Origin of the sequence: Catellatospora vulcania, from assembly GCF_009720385.1 — a bacterium.
In the GTDB taxonomy this organism is placed as follows: Bacteria; Actinomycetota; Actinomycetes; order Mycobacteriales; family Micromonosporaceae; genus Catellatospora; species Catellatospora vulcania.
Genome location: NZ_WARX01000017.1, coordinates 241,882 through 262,198 on the forward strand (window position 1 = coordinate 241,882; position 20,317 = coordinate 262,198).

Here is a 20,317-nt window from a genome sequence, read left to right on the forward strand (position 1 = left end):
ACGTGGACGACCTGCTGTTCCCGGCGGAGGCGCGTACCCGGGCGATCGCCCGGGAGCTCTACACGCACGCGCGGAACCTGCCGCTGATCAGCCCGCACGGCCACGTCGACCCCGGCATCCTGGCCGAGGACGCGCCGTTCCCGGACCCGGCCCGGCTCATCATCGTGCCCGACCACTACGTGACGCGCATGCTGCTCAGCCAGGGCGTGACGCCCGACCGGCTGGGCGTGCCGCGCGTCGACGGCGGCCCGGTGGAGACCGACCCGCGGGCGATCTGGCGCACCTTCGCCCAGCACTGGCACCTGTTCCGGGGCACGCCGTCGCGGCTGTGGCTGGAGCAGACCTTCAAGACCGTGTTCGACATCGAGACCCCGTTCGGGCCGCTGACCGCCGACCGGGTGTACGACGAGCTGGCTTCGCGCCTGGAGCAGCCGGAATACCGGCCGCGGGCGCTGTTCGGCAAGTTCAACCTGGAGGTGCTGGCCACCACCGAGTCCCCGCTGGACGACCTGTCCCGCCACGCCAAGCTGGCCGCGGACGGCTGGGGCGGCCCCGGCGGGCGCGTGATCACCACGTTCCGCCCGGACGACCTGGTGGACATGGACTGGCCCGGCTGGGCGGCGCGGGTGGCGAAGCTCGGCGAGATCACCGGCCTCGACACCACGACCTACGAGGGTTTCCTGGCCGCGCTGGCGCAGCGGCGGCTGGACTTCATCGCCGCAGGCGCGACCTGCTCCGATCACGGCCACCCGACCGCGGCGACCGGCTCGCTGTCACCCGATGACGCCAAGCTGCTGTTCGAGCGGGCGCTGCACGACGGCCTGGCCGTGACGCCCGACGGCACCCCGGTGATCCCCGGGCCGCCGGTCGCGCCGGCCGAGGCCGAGGCGTTCCGGGCACACATGCTGATGGAGTTCGCCCGGATGTCGCTCGACGACGGGCTGGTCATGCAGCTGCACCCGGGATCGTCGCGCAACCACAACGCGGCGCTGTTCCGCACGCACGGGCGCGACGTGGGCGGGGACATCCCGGTGGCCACCGAGTACACCAACGCGCTGCGGCCGCTGCTGGACGAGTTCGGGCACGACCCGCGGTTCCGGGTCGTCGTCTACACGCTGGACGAGTACACCTTCACCCGCGAGCTGGCCCCGCTGGCCGGCGGCTACCCGGCGATGTTCGTCGGCGCGCCGTGGTGGTTCCTCGACGCGCCGGAGGCACTGCGCCGCTGGCGGGAGGGCGTCACCGAGACCGCGGGCTTCTACAACACGGCCGGGTTCGTCGACGACACCCGGGCGTACTGCTCCATCCCGGTGCGCCACGACGTGGCCCGCCGGGTCGACGCGGGCTTCCTCGCGCGCCTGGTCGCCGAACACCGCCTCGGCCTCGACGAGGCCGCGGAGACCATCGCCGACCTGGCATACCACCTGCCCAAGAAGATCTTCCGAGTAGGACAGTCATGAAAATCATCGACGCCAAGGTGCACGACGTACGCTTCCCGACCGCCGCCGCGGGCGACGGCTCGGACGCGATCAACCGCGGGGACTACAGCGCCGCGTACGTCGAGCTGCACACCGAGTCCGGCCTGTTCGGCGCGGGCTTCACCTTCACCAACGGCCGCGGCAACGAGATCGCCTGCGCGGCGATCGAGGCCCTGTCGCACCACGTCGTCGGCCGCACGCTGGAGGAGATCTTCGCCGACCCGGTGACGTTCTGGCGCTCGCTGAGCGCCGACGTGCAGCTGCGCTGGCTGGGCCCGGAGAAGGGCGTCATCCACATGGCGACCGGCGCGCTGGTCAACGCGGTGTGGGACCTGCGGGCCAAGGCCGAGGGCAAGCCGATGTGGCGCCTGCTGGCCGAGATGCCGGCCGAGGAGCTGGTGGCCAGCGTCGACTTCCACCACATCACCGACGCGATCACCCCGGCCGAGGCGCTGGAGCTGCTGGCCGACGACGGCGGATACGCCGAGCGGCTGGCGGTGCTGGAGCGCGACGGGTTCCCGTCGTACACCACCTCGGTGGGCTGGCTGGGCTACCCCGACGAGCAGGTGCGCGAGCTGACCCGGGCGGCGTACGCCCAGGGTTGGCGGGCGATGAAGATGAAGGTCGGCGGGCCGATCGAGGACGACATCCGCCGCGCCCGGCTGATCCGCGAGGAGATCGGCCCGGACGCGCTGCTGATGATGGACGCCAACCAGGTCTGGGACGTCGACGAGGCGATCGCCAACATGGCGGTGCTGGCTGAGGTGAACCCGTACTGGATCGAGGAGCCCACCCACGCCGACGACGTGCTCGGGCACGCGGCCGTGGCGCGGTCGGTGAACCCGATCCGGGTCGCCACCGGTGAGGTCGCCGCGAACCGGGTCATCTTCAAGCAGCTCATGCAGGCCGACGCGATCCAGGTGTGCCAGATCGACGCCTGCCGGGTCGGCGGCGTCAACGAGGTGCTGTCGATCCTGCTGATGGCGGCCAAGTTCGGCGTGCCGGTGTGCCCGCACGCGGGCGGCGTCGGCCTGTGCGAGTACGTCCAGCACCTGTCGATCTTCGACTACCTGCGGCTCGGCCGCTCGCTCGACGGGCGCATGGTGGAGTACGTCGCCCACCTGCACGAGCACTTCGAGGACCCGATCACCGTGGTCGGCGGCCGTTACCAGCTTCCGACGCAGCCGGGCTACTCGGTGACGCTCAAGCCGGAGTCGATCGCGGATTTCTCGTTCCCGGACGGCCCGGTATGGCGATGACGGTCCCCGCGACCCGGCTCGGCCGGGCGACGCTCTCCCGGCTGCCCGCCGAGAGCCGCCCGGCCGTGCGGCCCGGCGAGGCCAAGGCCGGTGTGCTGCATCTGGGACTGGGCGCGTTCTTCCGCGCCCACCAGGCCGTCTACATCGAGGCGGCGATGGCGGCCCGCGGCGGCGACTGGGGCATCGTGGCCGTCGCGCCGCGCTCGCGCGACGTGCTGGAGGCGTTGCGGGCGCAGGACCACCTCTACAGCATCGTGACGCTCGACGCGTCGGCCGAGCGCACCCGCGTCATGGGCGCGCTGACCGGCACGGTGCACGCCGCGAGCGACCCGGCAGGCGTGGTCGCCCAGCTGGCCGACCCGGCGATCCGGGTGGTGACGCTGACCGTGACGGAGAAGGCGTACGCCCCCGACGCGGCCGTGCCGCGGCTGCTGGTCGACGGCCTGATCGCGCGGGCCCGCGCGGACACCGGCCCGATCACCCTGCTCAGCTGCGACAACCTGCCGTCCAACGGCGTCGTGCTGGACAAGCTGCTGTCCGGGATGATCCCGGCCGAGCTGCGCGACTGGTACGACGTCTCGGTGCGCTGCCCGTCGAGCATGGTGGACCGGATCGTCCCGGCCACCACGGCGGGCACGCTCGCTTCGGCCGAACGCTGCCTGGGCGCTCGGGACCTGGCCGCGGTCGCCGGGGAGCCGTTCAGCCAGTGGGTCATCGAGGACTCCTTCGCCGGGGCCGTGCCCGACTGGGCCGCGGGAGGCGCGGTGCTCACCGGCGACGTCACCCCGTGGGAGCACCTCAAGCTGCGCGGCCTCAACGGCGTGCACAGCGGCCTGGCGTACCTGGGCGCGCTGGCCGGCTGCGAGAGCATCGCCGACGCGGTGGCCCTGCCCGGCATGGCCGACCTGCTGCGCCGGTATGTCGCCACCGAGGTGACGGCCTCGATGACGCCCCCCGACGGGGTCACCGTCGCGGGCTATGGCGACGCGGCGCTGGAGCGCTTCGCCAACGCGCGGCTCGGCCATCGCTGCCTCCAGGTGGCCATGGACGGCACGCAGAAGCTGCCGCAACGGGTGCTGTCGGTGCTCAACACCGTCGCCGACCCGGCCCTGGCCACGCTGATCGTCGCCGCCTGGGCGAGGTTCGCCGAGGGCACGGGCGACGCCGGGCAGGCGCTGCCGCTGGACGACCCGCGGGCCGCCGATGTCCGCGCGGACCTGAGCACCGAGGCCCTGTTCGGCCCCGGCGGCGTGCTGGAGGTGCCGGATCCGACGCACCGCCGCATGATCGAGGAATGGCGTACCGCACTGGCCACGCACGGCGCGGCGGACCTGGTCCGGACGGCGGTGCGCTGATGACCTGCGCCGCGTCGCGGACCGCCGCCGACCGCCGGCTCCGGCGGTCGCCTGCGGCCCGGACGACAAGTCGAGGGAGGACGGCATGACGGCCACGTCGGTGGCGCTGATCGGCGCGAACGGACATGGGCTGCACCACCGGCAGAACCTGGTGGAGCCCGCCGAGCGAGGGCTGATCCGGCTGGTCGGGCTGGCCGATCCGCAGCCGGTGGTGGACCCGCCGGACGGCGTGCCGATCTACACCGACCATGTCGCGATGCTGGCCGAGGTGAAGCCCGAGGTCGTCATCGTGTGCACGCCGCCGCACACGCACCTGGCGCTGACCCGCGACGCGCTGCACGCGGGGGCTGACGTGCTGCTGGAGAAGCCGCCCGTGCTCGACCGGGTGGAGCACGATGCGCTGCTGGCCGAGCAGGACGCGACCGGCCGGGTGGTGCAGGTCGGCTTCCAGTCGCTGGCCTCACCGGCCCTGGCGCGGCTGCGCGAGGCCGTCGCCGCGGGCGGGCTGGGCACCGTCCGGCAGGTCTCGGTGCTGGGCTGCTGGCGGCGCGACGACGCCTACTGGTCGCGTTCGCCCTGGTCCGGGCGGCGCAGCGTGAACGGCCGGCCGTCTCTGGACGGCGCGCTGGCCAACCCGTTCGCGCACGCCGTGATGCAGGCCCTGGCGGTGCTGGACCTGCCCGTCATCCGGGTCGAGGTGGACTGGTTGCGGGTGCGCCCGATCGAGGTCGAGGACACCGCCACCCTGCGCGTCACGCTCTCCGGCGGGGTCACCGTGCTGGTCGCGGTGACGCTGGCGGGGGAGGAGTTCGTCGACGGCGAGCTCATCGTGTACGGCGACCGAGGCTCTGCTGAGCTGACGTTCCGCGAGGACCGGCTGCGCCTGCCTGCCGACCCGGCGGCCGTGCTGGTGGAGGGGCGGCAGTCGCTGTTGGAGAACCTGCTGGCGCACCGCGCCTCGGGGGTCCCGCTGCTGTCGGGGCTGGCCCGCACCGCGTCGTTCACCACGGTCATCGAGCAGCTGCGGGTGGCGCAGCCGCCCTACCAGGTCGCCGCGGCGGCGCTGGACGTCGAGGACGGGCACCGGACGCTGGTCGGGGTGAACGCGGTGCTGCGCCGTTGCGCCGCCGAGGGGGCCCTGATGAGCGAGCTTTCCGCGCCCTGGCATGCAAACGTTCCGGGCGGGACTGCAAACGGCTGAACAAGCGTGGCAAGGCTATTTTGAATAGTCGCAGGATCCGGCCTTTGCGGAGGCCGGACCAGCCAATACTGTTCATTTATCGCTGCAACAAAGCTGCTATTCCAATCCATTGACTTCACTGTCGCCACTTTCTTATGTTCCTGGTGAGGTAACACATCGGACACATATGGAGAGCGCGATGCGAAAGCGAGACAGTGTTGTCGGGCGCGGCCGGGTCGGACGGGCCGCCACCGGCTCCGTCCTCGGCGTGCTGTTGCTGTTGACGGGCGCGGCGCCCGCGGCGGCGACCGGCGACCCCAGCGGCCCCGGCTGGTGGGCGCAGCAGCTCGCCCGCCAGCCGCTCGCCGCGAACGACGGCTGGGCGGCCTCCGGCGCCGGCACCACGGGCGGCTCGGCCGCTGACGACGCCCACGTGTTCACGGTCCGCAACCGTGACGAGCTGGCCGCCGCGCTGACCGGCGCCGAGCCGAAGATCGTCTTCGTCGAGGGCGTCATCGACGGCCTGAAGACCGCCGACGGCACGGCCCTGACCTGCGCGGACCTCGCCGACCCGGGCTACACGCTGGAGAGCTACCTCGCCGCGTACGACCCGGCGGTCTGGGGCCGGGCCACCGACCCGAGCGGCCCGATCGAGGCGGCCCGGGTGCGCTCGGTGGCCAACCAGCGGGCCCGCACCGAGCTGAGGGTCGGCCCGAACACCACGATCCTGGGCCTGGGCGGCGCCACGCTGCGCCACCTCACCCTGATGATCGACGGCGGCAACAACGTGATCGTCCGCAACCTCAACTTCGAGGACGCGGCCGACTGCTTCCCGCGCTGGCGGCCCACCGACGGCGCCGAGGGCAACTGGAACTCCGAGTACGACCTGGTCTCGGTGCGCCGCTCGACGAATGTGTGGATCGACCACAACACCTTCAGCGACGGCGACAACCCCGACAGCAACCAGCCGGTGTACTTCGGCCGCCCGTGGCAGGTGCACGACGGCGCGTGCGACATCACGCACACGTCCGACCTGGTCACCGTGTCGGCGAACGTGTTCACCCACCACGACAAGACCATGCTCATCGGCTCCTCGGACACGGTCGGCCCGGACGTCGGCAAGCTGCGGGTCACCCTGCGGCACAACATCTTCGACGGGGTCGGCCAGCGCGCGCCGCGCGTGCGGTTCGGGCAGGTCGACGTGTACAACAACACGTTCCGCGTCGCCGAGTTCTACGACTACAGCGTCGGCCTGGGCATCCAGTCCGCGGTGTACCTGGAGAACAACTACTTCACGCTGACCGACGGCATCACCGCCGACCGGGTGCTGAAGGACTGGAAGGGCACCGCCGTCACCGAGCGCGGCAGCTTCGGCCGGGTCGGCGACACCCGCCCCGGCCCGCTGAACCTGCTGGCGGCGTACAACGAGGCCCACGACCCGGACTTCGCCGCGGACGCGGGCTGGACGCCCACCCTGCGCGCGTACCAGCCGCTGCCCGGCTGGGCGGTACCGCTGGCCACGCTGCTCTCCGGCGCCGGACGGCTCGGCGCCCGCTGACCCGATGCCCGGCGGCCGGACCCTGCCCGGCCGCCGGGCATCGCAAGCCGGCGGTCCCGCTCACCGACGGCGTACAGAGCTCCCGCACCCTGGTGGCGCCCTCCGGCACACCCGTGCCGGACCACCGGGTGCGGTTCCTCCCAAGGAGGTACCGCTCATGTCCATCTCCATGCGCGCGGCTCCACGGCGTCGCAGACTGGCTGCGGCGTTGGGCGCGGGCTTCACGGCCCTCGTCGTGGCGCTCGGGGCCACCCAGTTCGGCGGGACCGCCTACGCGGCGACGCTGTTCTCGGACGATTTCGAAGACGGCAACTCCACCGGCTGGTCCAAGTCCGGTGGCAGCTGGTCGGTGGTTGCCGACGGCAGCCAGGTATACCGGCAGACCAGCACCGGGGCCGACGCCAAGGCCCAGGCGGGCTCGACCTGGACCGCCCAGTCCGTGTCGGCCCGGGTCAAGCCGATTGCCTTCGGCAACTCCTCGCGCTCGGTCGGCGTGGCCGCCCGGCTGCAGAGCCTGTCCAACTACTACTCGCTGGTGCTCACCGGCTCCGGCACGGCGCAACTGCGCCGCGTCTCCGGCGGCGGCGTCACCACACTGGCCACCGCGACGGTCGCGGTGTCCCCGGGGACCTGGTACACGTTGCGGCTGGACGCGTTCGGCTCGGCGCTGACCGGGTTCGTGAACGGCACGCAGGTCGCCACGGCCACCGACAGCACCTTCTCCTCCGGCAAGATCGGGCTGATGGCGTCGTACGCCAGCGTCTCGTTCGACGACGTGACCGTCACCGACACGGCGGGGCCGGGCACGCCCAGCAGCCCGCCGCCGACTCCGACGGGGTCAGCACCCCCGCCCTCGCCGAGCAGCTCCCCACCGCCGCCCGGCACCTGCAACACCGGCGGCACCCCGGTCGGCTTCGCGGCCGTCAACGCCTGGGGCCGCAGCACCACCACCGGCGGCGCGGGCGGTCCGACCATCGAGGTCGACACCGCGGCCGAGCTGATCGCGGCGATCGCGCAGACCGGCCCGCTCAACATCTGCGTCAAGGGGCTGATCACGGTCCCGGCGGGCATGTACAACGTCAGCTCGCACAAGTCGATCATCGGGGTCGGCTCCGGTTCCGGTATCACCGGCGGCGGCTTCAACATCGGCCTGACCATCGACGACGCGATCACGTCCCCGCCCGCGAACGCGGTGCAGAACGTGATCATCCGCAACATGGTGTTCCGCAACGCCAGCGACGACTCGATCAACGTCCAGATGTTCTCGCACCACATCTGGCTCGACCACAACGACCTGGCCCAGGGTTACGACGGTCTGATCGACGTCAAGCGCGGCTCGTCCTACGTGACCATCTCCTGGAACCACACCCACCACCACAGCAAGAACATGCTGCTGGGCCGGGACGACGCCGACGACCTGCAGGACACCGGGCGGCTGAAGGTCAGCTACCACCACAACTGGTTCGACGAGACCCCGCAGCGCAACCCGCGGGTGCGCTACGGCGAGCCGGTGCACATCTACAACAACTACTACTTCCACAACACCGACGTCGGCGTGGCCTGCCAGACCGACGCCGGCTGCGTGGTCGAGGGCAACTACTTCGAGAGCGTCGAGGAGCCGATCTCGAACAGCTATGCAGGTCCGGGCGGTCGCTGCGTGGCTCGCAACAACATCTACACCGGCAACGAGCCCGGCGCCCCCGACTGCTCAGGCACCGTCGAGGAGCCCAGCGCCTACTACGGCTACGTGCTGGACAACCCCGCCGACGTCAAGGCCATCGTGATGGCCGGCGCCGGTGTCGGAAAGATCTGAGGAGGATCTTCCATGCGACACGCGCACAGCCCGGGCGCGCACCGCGCCAGGCGAGCCGGTCTGGTGACCGCCGCCGCCACCGCAGCACTGGCCGTCGTGATGACGGCCCTGCTGAACCTGACCGGCGGCGTCGCCATGGCCGCCACGCTGTTCTCCGACAACTTCAACAGCGGATCGGCCACCGGCTGGTCCAAGTCCGGCGGTGACTGGTCCGTGGTCACCGACGGCAGCGGCACGTTCCAGCAGGGCAAGGTCGACAGCGAGCTGGCCCGCCAGTTCGCGGGCAGCACCTCGTGGACCAACTACACGGTCTCGGCGCGGGTGAAGCCGACCGGCTTCAGCGGCTCCGGCCGCTACGCCGCGCTCGGCGCCCGCTCCACCGGCTCGTCGACCCGCTACCAGGTGGCCCTGCTCAACTCGGGGCGGGCCGAACTGCAGGCGGTCAACGGCAGCAGCGTCACCGTGATCGGCGGCGTGAACCTGACCGTGAGCACCGGCACCTGGTACACCCTGCAGCTCACCGCCAGCGGGTCCACGCTGACCGGCTGGGTCAACGGCACGCAGGTCGGCTCGGGCACGAACACCGCGTTCGGCTCGGGTCGGATCGTGCTGGTGACGTCGTACGCCACGGCCCGTTTCGACGACGTCGTGGTCTCCGACGCGGCGGGCCCCGCCCCGACCACCGGCGGCCCGCAGCCGTCGGCCTCGTCGTCACCGCAGCCCCCGTCGCCGTCCGTGCCCAGCAGCCCGCAGCCGCCGGTCACCGGGCTGGTCGGCTGGGCCACGGTCTCCGGCACCACCACCGGTGGCGCAGGCGGCAGCACGGTCAACGTGACCAGCGCGTCCCAGTTCCTCAGCGAGATCAACTCGTCGGGGACGAAGACCATCACGTTCTCCGGCAGCTTCTCGCTCAGCGGCATGAACAAGGTCGCCTCGAACAAGACGATCCTGGGTGTCGGCTCCAACGCCACCCTGGTCGGCGGCGGCCTGACGCTGAGCAACGTCTCCAACGTCATCATCCGGAACATCAACTTCCGGGACTGGGACGACGACGCGATCAACGTCGAGACCAGCTCGCACCACGTGTGGATCGACCACAACAGCCTGACCAACGGCTACGACGGCGCGATCGACATCAAGCGCGGCTCCGACTACATCACGGTGTCGTGGAACCGGATCTACGGCCACGACAAGAGCATGCTGCTCGGCCATAGTGACGACAACGGCAGCCAGGACATCGGCCACCTGCGCGTCACGTACCACCACAACTGGTTCGACGGCTCCGGCACCCGCCACCCCCGCGTGCGCTTCGGCAACCCGGTGCACGTCTACAACAACTACTACAACGGCAACGAGTACGGCGTCGCCTCCACCTGCAACGCCGGCGTGCTGGTCGAGGGCAACTACTTCGAGAACGTCGACGAGCCGACCGCGGTCGGCTACGCCGACTCTCCGGTGGGCGCCATCGTCCAGCGCAACAACTACTTCGTCGGCTCCGGCAGCCCCGCCAGCGGCGGCGGCACCGTCAACAGCATCCCCTACTCCTACACCCTCCAATCGGCGAGCTCGATCAAATCGATCGTGACCGCCTCCGCCGGCACCGGCCGCATCTGATGAAAGGAAGGGCACCTTCACAACGCTCAGCGTTGTAGAAGGTGCCCTTCCCATCTCTGCACCGCATTTGATCTGCCCGCACATGAACCGGAGGAGAGATGACGATCCCGCACCGCCGGCGCACCGCACTCCTCGCCGGCACCATCGCCGCCGCCCTCGCCCTGGCGGTCGGCCTCACCACCGCCGCGTCCGCGGCGACCCTGTTCAGCGACGACTTCGAAGACGGCAACGCCACCGGCTGGAGCAGCTCGGGCGGCAGCTGGTCGGTCGTCACCGACGGCTCCCGCGCCTACCGCCAGAGCAGCACCAGCGCCGACGCGAAATCACTGTCCGGCACCGCCTCCTGGACCGACTACACGGTCTCGGCGCGGGTCAAGCCGATCGCGTTCGGCAACAGCACCCGCGCCACCGGCATCGCCGCGCGCGCGTCGAGCACGTCCAGCTTCTACTCGCTCGTGCTGGTCGGCGCGGGCCGGGCCGAGCTGCGCCGCACCAGCGGCGGCGGTGTGACGGTGCTGGCCCAGGCGGCCACCACGGTCAGCCCTGGCAGCTGGCACACCCTCGCCCTGCAGGTCACCGGTAGCACGCTGCGCGGCTCGGTCAACGGCACGCAGCTGGTCACCGCGACCGACGCGAGCTTCGGCACGGGCCGGATCGGGCTCGTCGGCTCGTACGCCAGCGCTGCCTTCGACGACGTCCAGGTCGTCACCGGCACCGGCCCTGATCCGTCACCGTCGACGCCTGCCTCACCGTCGGCCCCGGCCTCGCCGTCGCCGAGCACCAGCCCGCCGCCCCAGCCCCCGCCGGGCCAGGCCGACGGCTACGCCTCGGTGAACTCCCTCGGCCAGAACGGCACGTACGGCGGCGCGGGCGGGCAGACCGTCACCGTCACCAGCGCGGCGCAACTGGCCGACTACGCGGGACGGGCGGAGCCGTACATCATCATGGTCTCCGGCCGGATCTCGGTCAGCGGCATGATCACCGTGGTGGCGAACAAGAGCATCATCGGCGTCGGCGGCACCGCCGAGATCACCGGTGGTGGGTTGCAGATGGGCTCGACCACCCGGCCCGGCAACAACGTCATCATCCGCAACATCACCTTCCGCGACGCGTCCGACGACTCGGTGAGCGTGCACAACGCCTCGCACCACGTGTGGATCGACCACAATGAGTTCTGGCCGGGCTTCGACGGCTCGGTGGACGTGAAGCGGCAGTCGAACTTCGTCACCGTGTCGTGGAACGTCTTCCATGCCACCGACAAGTCCATGCTGCTCGGGCACTCCGACACGTTCCCCGACGACATCGGGCACCTGAAGGTGAGCTACCACCACAACCTGTTCGACGGCTCTAACCAGCGGCATCCGCGGGTGCGGTTCGGTGAGCCGGTGCACGTGTACAACAACTACTACCGCAACGTCGGGCTCTACGGCGTCGCGTCCACGGAGAACGCGGGCGTGGTCGTGGAGGGCAACTACTTCGAGAACGTGGCGTTCCCGTGCTACTCGACCAACGGGTACGCCGACAGCGCGCCCGGCCGCCTGGTCCAGCGCGCGAACGCGTTCGTCAACTCAGGGGCCTGTGAGGCGAACGGCACCGTGGCGGAGCCGGGCAGCTTCTACGGCTACACCCTCGACGCCGCCGCCACCGTCCCCGCCAAGGTCACCGCCGGTGCCGGCGTCGGCCACCTGTAAGAGGAAGTCCCGCGATGGAAGGGCACCTTCTTGGCCGCTGAACGTGGCGGAAGGTGCCCTTCCCGACGCGGCTCCGCACCGACGTGCTCGGGTGTGTCGTCGGCACCTGCCGAACGCGCTCAGTGCTCCCAGGGCAGCTCGCGCGGTCGGCGGGACCAGCGTGGGCCGAGCTGCTCGGATTCGAAACGGGAGGTCCATCGCCGCCGCTCCGCGCCGCCGTCGAAGTCGGTCGCCGCATCGAACCGGCGATCGAGCGCGGCCAGCAGCGAGCCCAGTTCCCCCGAGGCGAGTTCCGGGTGGGCCTCGACCATCGTGCCCAGCGAGTCGCGGCTGGCCAGGTCGTTGAAGTAGAGGTCGATCAGGTAGCCGTCGTCGAGGCTGTCCTGCTCCAACCGGCGGATCAGGTGCTCCCAGAGCCGGAACCGGTTGCGTACCGAGTACTTCGGTTCGAGCAGCGCGGCGGCGAAACGGGGCGCCATGCCGGCGCGTTCGCGCTCCAGGCGCTCGGCGTCGATCCGCTCGATCGAGGCACGCTCCGCCGGGGTCAGGCGCGTCCAGGCGGTTTCCGTCGCGGGGGCGTCGTCGGCCCAGTTCACAGCTCGATCACGGTCCGCGACAGCTTCTCCAGCGACCAGCCGTGCACGCGGTCGTCGAGCTTCAGCGTGGTCAGCCGGCCGGAGTGGTCGACGGTCGCGGTCACCGACCCTTCGGCGACCGATGCGGTGGCGGCCAGCTCAGTCTGCCGCTGTGCCAGCTCGCGGGTGCGGGCCGCGCGGGCTTCGATCACCGCCTGCCAGCCGTCGATGCGCCGGGAGGCCTGCTCCGGATCACCGAACATCGCGTACCTGGGACCTGGCGCGCTCATCAGACCTCACGCGATCCCCCTCTACGCGTCGATGTGCCACTGCGGCAGCCTAACGCCACGCCCACCCGCTCCCGAAGTCCAATGAGGAGCGGAAAGGGCGCTTTCCACAACGAAAGCGTCGTGGAAAGCGCCCTTCGTCATTCAGCTGACAGTGCAGGTGGCGCCGTTGAGTTTGAAGGCGGGGGGTTCGGGGTTGGTGGTGGTCCAGAGGCCGTTGTAGCCGATCGTGGCGGAGGCGTTGGGGGCCAGGTTGGCGTTCCAGGAGAGGTTGGTCGCGGTGACGTTGAGGCCGCTCTGGGACCAGTTCGCGCTGTGGCCGCTGCTGACCGCCTGCCCGGTGGCCGGGAAGGTGTAGGTCAGCGTCCAGCCGTTGACCGCCGTGGTGCCGGTGTTCTTGATGGTCACCTTGGCGCTGAACCCGCCGGGCCACTGGCTCTCGATCAGGTATGCCACGTCGCAGCTCGCGCCGCCGCCGGTGCCCGACGTGGTGAACGTGACGGGCGAGGAGGCAGTCGAGGTGTTGCCCGCGCCGTCGACGGCGACGACGTAGTAGGTGTACGAGGTCGAGGCGGTCAGGCCGGTGAGGGCGAACGAGTTCGTGGTCGGCGAGCCGGCGAGCACGTCGGTCGTGCCCGCCTCGCGGTAGACGCGGTAGCCCGCCAAACCGCTGCCGCCGGTGTCGGTGGAGGCGGTCCAGACCAGCGTCGCGCCGGTCTGCGTGATCGACGTGGCCGTCGGCGTGCCCGGCTGCGTCGGCGCGGTGGTGTCGGTCGGCGGTGCGGTGGTGCTGAAGGTGACCGGCGACGAGGCGGTCGACGTGTTGCCCGCGCCGTCAACGGCGACGACGTAGTACGTGTACGAGGTCGAGGCGGTCAGGCCGGTGAGCGCGAACGTGTTGCCGGTCGGCGAGCCGACGAGCACATCGGTCGTGCCCGCCTCGCGGTACACGCGGTAGCCCGCGAGCCCGCTGCCGCCGGTGTCGGTCGACGCGGTCCAGCTCAGCGTGGCCGAGGTGGACGTGATCGAGGACGCGGCGGGGGTGCCGGGCGTGCTCGGCGCGGTGGTGTCCGGAGTGCCCCCGCCGGGCGGGTCGCCCCAGACCCTGGTGGTCCCGTCGTACAGCGTGATCTTGCTGTTGCGGGCCATGGTCGCCTGGTACGACCAGTCGTTGGAGACGTCCCAGGTGCCGGAGCTGGTGATCCGGAACTGCACCTCGCGCCGCCAGTCGGACTGCCCCGCCGGGATGATGTTCTGCCCCGCGCACGAGATCGTCACGTAGTACACGTTGCCGCTGTGCTGGGTCGGCCCGGTCGGCGGCGAGCACTGGCTGTACGCCACCGACGTGCTGATCTGGCTCGGCGTGGTCGCCCCGTCGAGGGTGAAGTAGTACCGGAACGAGCCGTTGGACAGCGCCCGCGCCGGCCACGCCGACTTGTTGTAGACCAGCGCCTTCACCTCGGTGAACGTGGTTCCGGTGGTGTTGAGGCCGGACTCGACGTACAGCTCGGCGTCGTCGGGCGTCTCCGTGGGCGGGAAGCTCGCCAGCGGCGTGCCGCCGAACTCGCTGTACATGCGTACCAGTGCCGAGGTGAAGCCGCCGTTGTAGTCGGTGGCGACCTCGTTCATCTGGTAGTTCTGCCGGTCGTCGGTGTAGGCGTCGTTGGCCGAGCCGGGCCCGCCGACCAGCGCGCCGTACAGCACGTGCCGGTTGTTGACCGGGCTGGTCAGGCTGTCGGTCCACGAGCCGTGCGCGGTGCGGTGGTGCGGGTTCTTCGGCGGGTTGGTCCCGAAACCGTTGACGTAGCTGCGGTTGTTCGGGTTGTCGCCGAGGATGTAGTTGATCTGCCGGGCCGCGAAGTCGTGGTAGCGCGCCTTGCGCGTGGCGTCGCTGATCCAGTCGGAGTACACGAAGGCGACCCAGGCAGTGTTCGCCGAGTAGCGCAGCGAGCCCCACTGCTGCAGCCAGGCCTGGCCGCCGGGGGAGTAGGTGATGCGCTGGCCGTTGACGCCGACGGTCCAGTAGTCCAGCCACCGGTTGGCGTCGTCGACGTACTGCTGCTTGCCGGTGAGCTTGGCCAGCAGCACGTACGAGCCGTAGGTCTTGTCGTCCCAGTCGTGGGTCCACTTGTAGGAGTGGGTGGTCGACTGCGGCTCGGTGCCGAGGTTGGCGTAGTAGGACTCGGCCTTGCTCAGGTAGGCCGCCTCGCCGGTGGCCCGGTGCAGCCAGATCGCGCCCCAGACCAGCTCGTCGTTGAAGCCGCTCCACGAGTTGTAGTAGCTGCTCGCGTCGGTGATGCACTCGCTGTACTTCTTCCGCACCGTGTCGGCGAAGGTGTACAGCTGGCGAGCGTGGCTGACCAGGGTGTTCGCGTAGGTGGGGTCGGTGGGCCGGAAGACCATCGAGGCCGCGGCCATCGCGGCCGCCGTCTCCGCGGCCAGGTCCGTGCCGCCGCAACTCGCATCGATCTTGTACGCGGGCCGCGCCATCTTCATCACCTCGGCCGGACCCCACCACTGGTGGTCCGTCCCGCCGTTGCCGACCTGCCCGTAGAGCACGTTGGCCGACGGGTGCGCCTTGATGAAGTAGTCGTTGACGAACCGCAGGTTGTTCAGCAGCGGCGTGAGCTGGCCGGAGGCCGTGTAGGCGGACCGGTACTCGACCGCCCCCCAGGCCAGCATGGTGGCCGTGGCGGCCATCGGGAAGCCGAACTTGACGTGGTCGCCCGCGTCGAACCAGCCGCCGGTGAGGTTCACACCGACGTCGGAACCGTCGTTCAGGGCGGAGTTACCGCGCCAGGAGACCCGGTTCCACGACGGCTTGGGGCCCGCGGCCTGCGCCTCGTAGAAGAACAGGGACTTCTGCAGCGCCTCGCCGTAGTTGTACGGACCGGCGGCCTGGGCGGGCGCTGCGGAGAGGCCGGTCGCCAGGGAACTGACGATGAGGACGCCGCAGGCTCCGGCGAACAACCGACGCCACCGGCCCGGAGGGCGGATGCCGTCACTGAGGGTAGGCACTAGGATTCTCCTGTCCGTGGAGCCGCGCGACGCGAGTCGCTGCGGTAGGGCACAGGTGGGGCGGATGTGGGCGCATCCGCCCCACCGCTATCGCAGTTCGCGGTGCGGTGGGTTAGTCAGGGCTTTCCTGTACGTTTCGGTCGACATCGATGGAAGCGCTCCCACCTCTGTCAAGCACGATTTAACCGCGCGGTTGCCTTCTTGTGAAGCCCCGATTTCGGCGCGGTTCCCTTACCTGGTCACGACTCCGGTGCTCGCGCGCGGTGTCAGCATCGGCGGCAGCAGTGTCGTCGGCGGCACCGTTCGGTCGTCGAGCTTGCGCATCAGCAGCTCCACCGCCTGCCGGCCGACGTCCTCGGCCGGTATCTGCACCGAACTCAGCGCCGGTGACGACCGCTCCGCCAGCTCGTCCGGGCAGATCGCCACCACGGAGACGTCCTCGGGCACCCGGCGGCCCAGCGCGCGCAGCGAGTGCAGCACGTGCGCCACCGCCGCCTCGTTGTGCACCACCAGCCCGGTCAGCCCCGGATGGTGGTCGAGCAGGTGCACCAGCGACTCGTGCACCGCCTCCGGATGCTCCTCGAACGGCTGCGCGTACGCCGTCAGCCGCAGCCGCTTCGCGGCCTCCACGAAGCCGTCCCGGGTGCGGTGGGCGAAGCCGGTGTCCCGGTCGTACACCACACGCGGCGCGCCGAGCAGCGCGATCTCCCGGTGGCCCAGCGCGGCCAGGTGCTCCACGCACACCGCGCCCGCCCGGTGGAAATCCAGGTCGACACAGGTCAGCCCGGCCGAGTCGGCGGGCAGCCCGATCAGGACGCTGGGCCGCTCCAGCCGCCGCAGCGTCGGCACCCGCGGATCGTGCATCTCCACGTCCATCAGCACCAGGCCGTCCACCATCGCGCCCGCGGCCACCCGGCGCAGCCCGGCCGGGCCCTCGTCCGCGGTCACCAGCAGCACGTCGTGGTGGTACTGCCGCGCGCTGGTCACCACCGCGGTGGCGAACTGCATCAGCACCGGCAGGTGCATGCCCTGCCGCAGCGGCAGCACCAGCGCGATCACGCTGGACCGGTTGCTGGCCAGCGAACGCGCACCCGCGTGCGGGTGGAAGCCCAGCGCGCGGATGCTGGCGTGCACCCGGGCGCTGGTCGTGGCGGAGATGGCCCGCTTGCCGCTGAGCACGTACGACACCGTGCTGGTGGACACGCCCGCGTGCCGGGCCACATCGGCGATCGTCACCACGCTGTCGCGCTGGGACGACCGCCGCGGCCGGCTCCTCATCGGCGGCACCGGCACCTCCCCGTTCATGCCCGCTCCTCGCTGCGCTCGTCGCAGCCATGAAGATCTGGCGACATGATTCGCTCGCTCCGCTCGCTCATGAGAAGACGAGCTCGCTGACGATGATGCCCGGTGCGTCGTAGACCAGGTATAGGTCGGTCCGGCCGGATGTGCCCAGCGGGCAGCTGATCTTCTGGTACGCGTACCGGCCCTCGCCGGCCCCGACCGCCTCGGCCAGCACCTCGCCGTCGAGCGGGTCGTCGGCCACCAGCGCCACCCGGCCCGCGCCGCCCGCGACGGCGAAGACGACCTCGTCGCAGCCGGTCAGGTCGGTCGCGCCGAAGGACAGCCAGGCACCCGCGTCGGTGGCGCGCACCGCGTCGCCGCGCTCCGGGGCGGCGTCGACCAGCACCACGCCGCAGGCCTCGTCGTGGTCGATCGCCCGCAGCAGGCCGGGCAGCCGGCGCGCGCCGATGCGCTCGCCGCGTACGGTCAGCGTGGCGCAGCCGCGGATGTCGGTCGCCGAGCGGCCGGCCATCACCTTGTGCCGGGCCGCCTCCACCACGGGCCGTCCCGTGGTCACGTCCCAGAACGACAGGTCGGCGGCGGCCAGCGGGATGCTGACCACGGTCCGCTCGCCCGGTTCGAGCCGGATCCGGCGGAACCCGCGCAGCCGCCGCAGCGGCTGCTTGACCCGGGAACGCTGCTGGTGCGTGTAGAGCTGGACGACCTCCTCGCCGGCGCGCACCCCGACATTGCCCACCTCGACGGTCACCGTGACCGTGCCGTCGGCGTCGATCGTGTCGGCGTCCAGGCCGACCGCACCGTACTCGAACTCGCCCCAGCTCAGGCCGTGCCCGAACGGGTACAGCGGGGTGCCGCGGTAGTACAGGTACGTCGCGTCGCTGGTGATGATGTCGTAGTCGTAGAGGTCGGGCAGCTCGCAGTGGCTGCGGTACCAGGTCTGCGGCAGCCGCCCGGCGGGCTCGGCGTCGCCGAACAGCACGTCGGCCAGCGCGTGCCCGAACTCCTGGCCGCCGTGGCTGCTCCACAGCACCGCGGGCAGGTGCACGTCGGCCCAGCTGATCGCGTACGGGTAGCTGCTGGTGAGCACGAGGGCGGTGCGCGGGTTGGCGGCGTACACGGCGCGCAGCAGTGCCTCCTGCGCGGGCGGCAGGGACAGGTTCTCCCGGTCCTCGGTCTCGCGTCCGTTGACCAGGGGATGGTTGCCCAGCACCACGACCACGGCGTCCGCCTCGGCGGCCACGGCGGCGGCCTGTTCGGCCCCGCTGTGGCGCAGCTCCACCTGGAGCCGGGTCGCCTGCTCGTAGCTCGCGCCGACCGCGGCCACCCCGTCCTCGCCGACGACGAGGTAGCTGCGGCTCAGCTCGTGGTGCAGCGACAGCGTGCCATCGGCCCGCTCGACCAGCCGGAACGTCTCGTGCACGTCCCAGCCGTGCGGGCCGGGCGCGTCGGCGACCAGCAGGTTGTCGCGCACGGTCAGGTGCCGGCCGTTAGCGGCCGAGCGCAGCGCCAGCACGCTGGTGCCGTGGTGCCCGGCCGGGCCGGGGTGGCTGCCCCAGTCGAACACGTCGAAGCCGTGCGGATCCGCGAACGCCCGCCGCAGCGGCACGGCCTCGTTGGGGTCGGCGACCGCGAGGTAGCCGCCGCCGACCAGGCGCAGCGCGACGCGGTCCGCGCCCTCGGCGAACGTCACCTGGTCCGCGCCGAGCCGGGCGGCCAGCCCATCGCGCGCGGTGACCTGGTAGGGCAGCGTGCCGCTGTACCAGTCGGCCATCAGCTGGTCGCCGAGCGGGCCGACCACGGCGACCCGGCGCACCTGCTCCCGGTCGAATGGCAGCAGCCGGCACTCCTGCTTGAGCAGCACGATGCTGCGGGTCGCGGCCTCCCGGGCGAGGGCCTGGTGCGCGGGGCAGTTCACGGTGTCGGGGTCGAGGCCGGTGAACGGATTCGACTCGGCCGGGTCGAACTCGCCCAGCCGCAGCCGGATCGTCAGCGCCCGGCGCACCGCCGTGTCCACATCGGCCTCGGTGATGAGGCCACGGTCCAGGGCCTCGGTGATCCGCCCGATGGTGACGTGCGAGTTCGCATCGGCGTCGGTGAAGCTGTCCACCCCCGCCTTCAGCGAGGCGGCGTGGCTGGTCGCATGGTCGGGGAAGTAGGCCTGCTGGGCGGGGTCGGCCAGGTTGCTCGGCGCGTACGCGTCCGACACCACCAGCACCTCGTCGCCGGTCCAGGACCGCAGGTCGTCGTTCAGGTGCGGGCTGACGTGCGCGGGACGGCCGTTGACCAGGTTGTACGACGCCATCACGGCGACCGCAGCCCCGCTCTCGATCGCCGGGCGGTACGCGGGCAGCTCGTATTCGTGCAGCACCCGGGGGCCGAGGTTGCTGGAGCTGACACAGCGGTCGTTCTCGTTGTTGTAGCCGAGGAAGTGCTTCAGCGTCGGGGCCGTCTTCAGGTAGACGGGGTGGTCGCCGCGCAGTCCGCGTGCGTACGCCTCACCCATCAGCCCGGTCAGCCAGGCGTCCTCGCTGTAGCCCTCCTCGTTGCGGCCCCAGCGCGGGTCGCGCAGCGGGTTGACCACCGGCGCCCACACGTTGAGGCCGGCGCCGGACGGGTCCTTGTGGTGGCTGGCACGCACCTCGTCGCCGACCGCGTCGCCGACCCGGCGCACCAGGTCCGGGTCCCAGCTCGCGCCGAGACCGACCGCCTGTGGGAACACCGTCGCCTCGCCGAGCCAGGCGAGCCCGTGCAGTGCCTCGGTGCCGGTGCGGAAACCGCCCACGGACAGCCGCGGCACAGGCGGCTGGTGCTGGTGCAGCAGCGCGATCTTCTCGGAGAGGGTGAGCCGGCCGAGCAGGTCGGCGACACGGTCGGACAGGCGGGCTGAGGGGTCGCGGAAGTTCATCGCCGGGTTCCTTCGTCTGGGCGGACGGTCGGAAGATGCGTCGTGGAGTGGGCGGTGCGGCGGGGCTGTCGAAGCGCTTCGACTCTGGATCGAGAACGGGTCGCTCCTGATCCACAGTCGAAGCGCTTCGACGATCGTCTGAAAAAGACCCCGCCCGGCACGTGTTTCTGCCTGATTTCGCAACGGAGTACGCCAGAGATTTACCGTGTCCCACCGGTTGTCGTCAAGGGAGCGTTCCCATGGCTGGTCGGCGCCGGTCCGCGCCCGAGCGGCTCAGCAGCG

At 71.1% G+C, this 20,317-nt stretch carries 13 protein-coding genes; 8 read left to right on the forward strand and 5 right to left on the reverse strand.

Annotated features, from left to right (window positions below):
- Positions 1-2 precede the first annotated feature (2 nt).
- From uxaC to F6W97_RS32970, 8 genes are all read left to right on the forward strand, one after another.
- Positions 3-1,460, forward strand: a complete 1,458-nt coding sequence (gene uxaC, locus F6W97_RS32935; protein WP_155374447.1) for a glucuronate isomerase — start codon at positions 3-5, stop codon at positions 1,458-1,460.
- On the forward strand, positions 1,457-2,737 hold the full coding sequence (locus F6W97_RS32940; protein WP_155374448.1) for an enolase C-terminal domain-like protein: 1,281 nt from the start codon (positions 1,457-1,459) through the stop codon (positions 2,735-2,737). Before uxaC ends, F6W97_RS32940 begins: the two co-directional genes overlap by 4 nt.
- Positions 2,734-4,092, forward strand: coding sequence for a mannitol dehydrogenase family protein (locus tag F6W97_RS32945; protein WP_230687172.1), 1,359 nt, complete (start codon positions 2,734-2,736; stop codon positions 4,090-4,092). The genes F6W97_RS32940 and F6W97_RS32945 overlap by 4 nt, the downstream gene beginning before the upstream one ends.
- An 85-nt stretch (positions 4,093-4,177) precedes the next feature.
- Positions 4,178-5,293 (forward strand): Gfo/Idh/MocA family protein, encoded by a 1,116-nt coding sequence (locus F6W97_RS32950; protein ID WP_155374450.1) that lies wholly within the window; start codon positions 4,178-4,180, stop codon positions 5,291-5,293.
- A 178-nt stretch (positions 5,294-5,471) separates the two neighbouring features.
- On the forward strand, positions 5,472-6,830 hold the full coding sequence (locus tag F6W97_RS32955; RefSeq protein WP_155374451.1) for a pectate lyase family protein: 1,359 nt from the start codon (positions 5,472-5,474) through the stop codon (positions 6,828-6,830).
- A 157-nt stretch (positions 6,831-6,987) separates the two neighbouring features.
- Positions 6,988-8,643, forward strand: a complete 1,656-nt coding sequence (locus tag F6W97_RS32960; RefSeq protein ID WP_230687173.1) for a pectate lyase family protein — start codon at positions 6,988-6,990, stop codon at positions 8,641-8,643.
- A gap of 12 nt (positions 8,644-8,655) precedes the next feature.
- Positions 8,656-10,257 (forward strand): pectate lyase family protein, encoded by a 1,602-nt coding sequence (locus F6W97_RS32965; protein WP_269059722.1) that lies wholly within the window; start codon positions 8,656-8,658, stop codon positions 10,255-10,257.
- Positions 10,258-10,355: 98 nt separating this feature from the next.
- On the forward strand, positions 10,356-11,948 hold the full coding sequence (locus tag F6W97_RS32970; RefSeq protein ID WP_155374452.1) for a pectate lyase family protein: 1,593 nt from the start codon (positions 10,356-10,358) through the stop codon (positions 11,946-11,948).
- Positions 11,949-12,067: 119 nt separating this feature from the next.
- Here F6W97_RS32970 and F6W97_RS32975 read toward each other — a convergent pair whose 3' ends face one another.
- The 5 genes from F6W97_RS32975 to F6W97_RS32995 form a co-directional block, all read right to left on the reverse strand.
- Positions 12,068-12,544: a hypothetical protein gene (locus F6W97_RS32975; protein ID WP_155374453.1), complete on the reverse strand. Its 477-nt coding sequence runs from the start codon at positions 12,542-12,544 to the stop codon at positions 12,068-12,070.
- A complete protein-coding gene (locus F6W97_RS32980; RefSeq protein ID WP_155374454.1) occupies positions 12,541-12,813 on the reverse strand; it encodes a YbaB/EbfC family nucleoid-associated protein in 273 nt (90 codons plus the stop codon). The genes F6W97_RS32975 and F6W97_RS32980 overlap by 4 nt, the downstream gene beginning before the upstream one ends.
- 141 nt (positions 12,814-12,954) lie before the next feature.
- Positions 12,955-15,828, reverse strand: a complete 2,874-nt coding sequence (locus F6W97_RS32985) for a glycoside hydrolase family 9 protein (protein WP_230687174.1) — start codon at positions 15,826-15,828, stop codon at positions 12,955-12,957.
- Positions 15,829-16,059: 231 nt separating this feature from the next.
- Positions 16,060-17,106, reverse strand: coding sequence for a LacI family DNA-binding transcriptional regulator (locus tag F6W97_RS32990; RefSeq protein ID WP_155374523.1), 1,047 nt, complete (start codon positions 17,104-17,106; stop codon positions 16,060-16,062).
- A gap of 94 nt (positions 17,107-17,200) precedes the next feature.
- Positions 17,201-20,035, reverse strand: a complete 2,835-nt coding sequence (locus F6W97_RS32995; RefSeq protein ID WP_155374456.1) for a glycoside hydrolase family 3 protein — start codon at positions 20,033-20,035, stop codon at positions 17,201-17,203.
- Between the last annotated feature and the right edge of the window lie 282 nt (positions 20,036-20,317).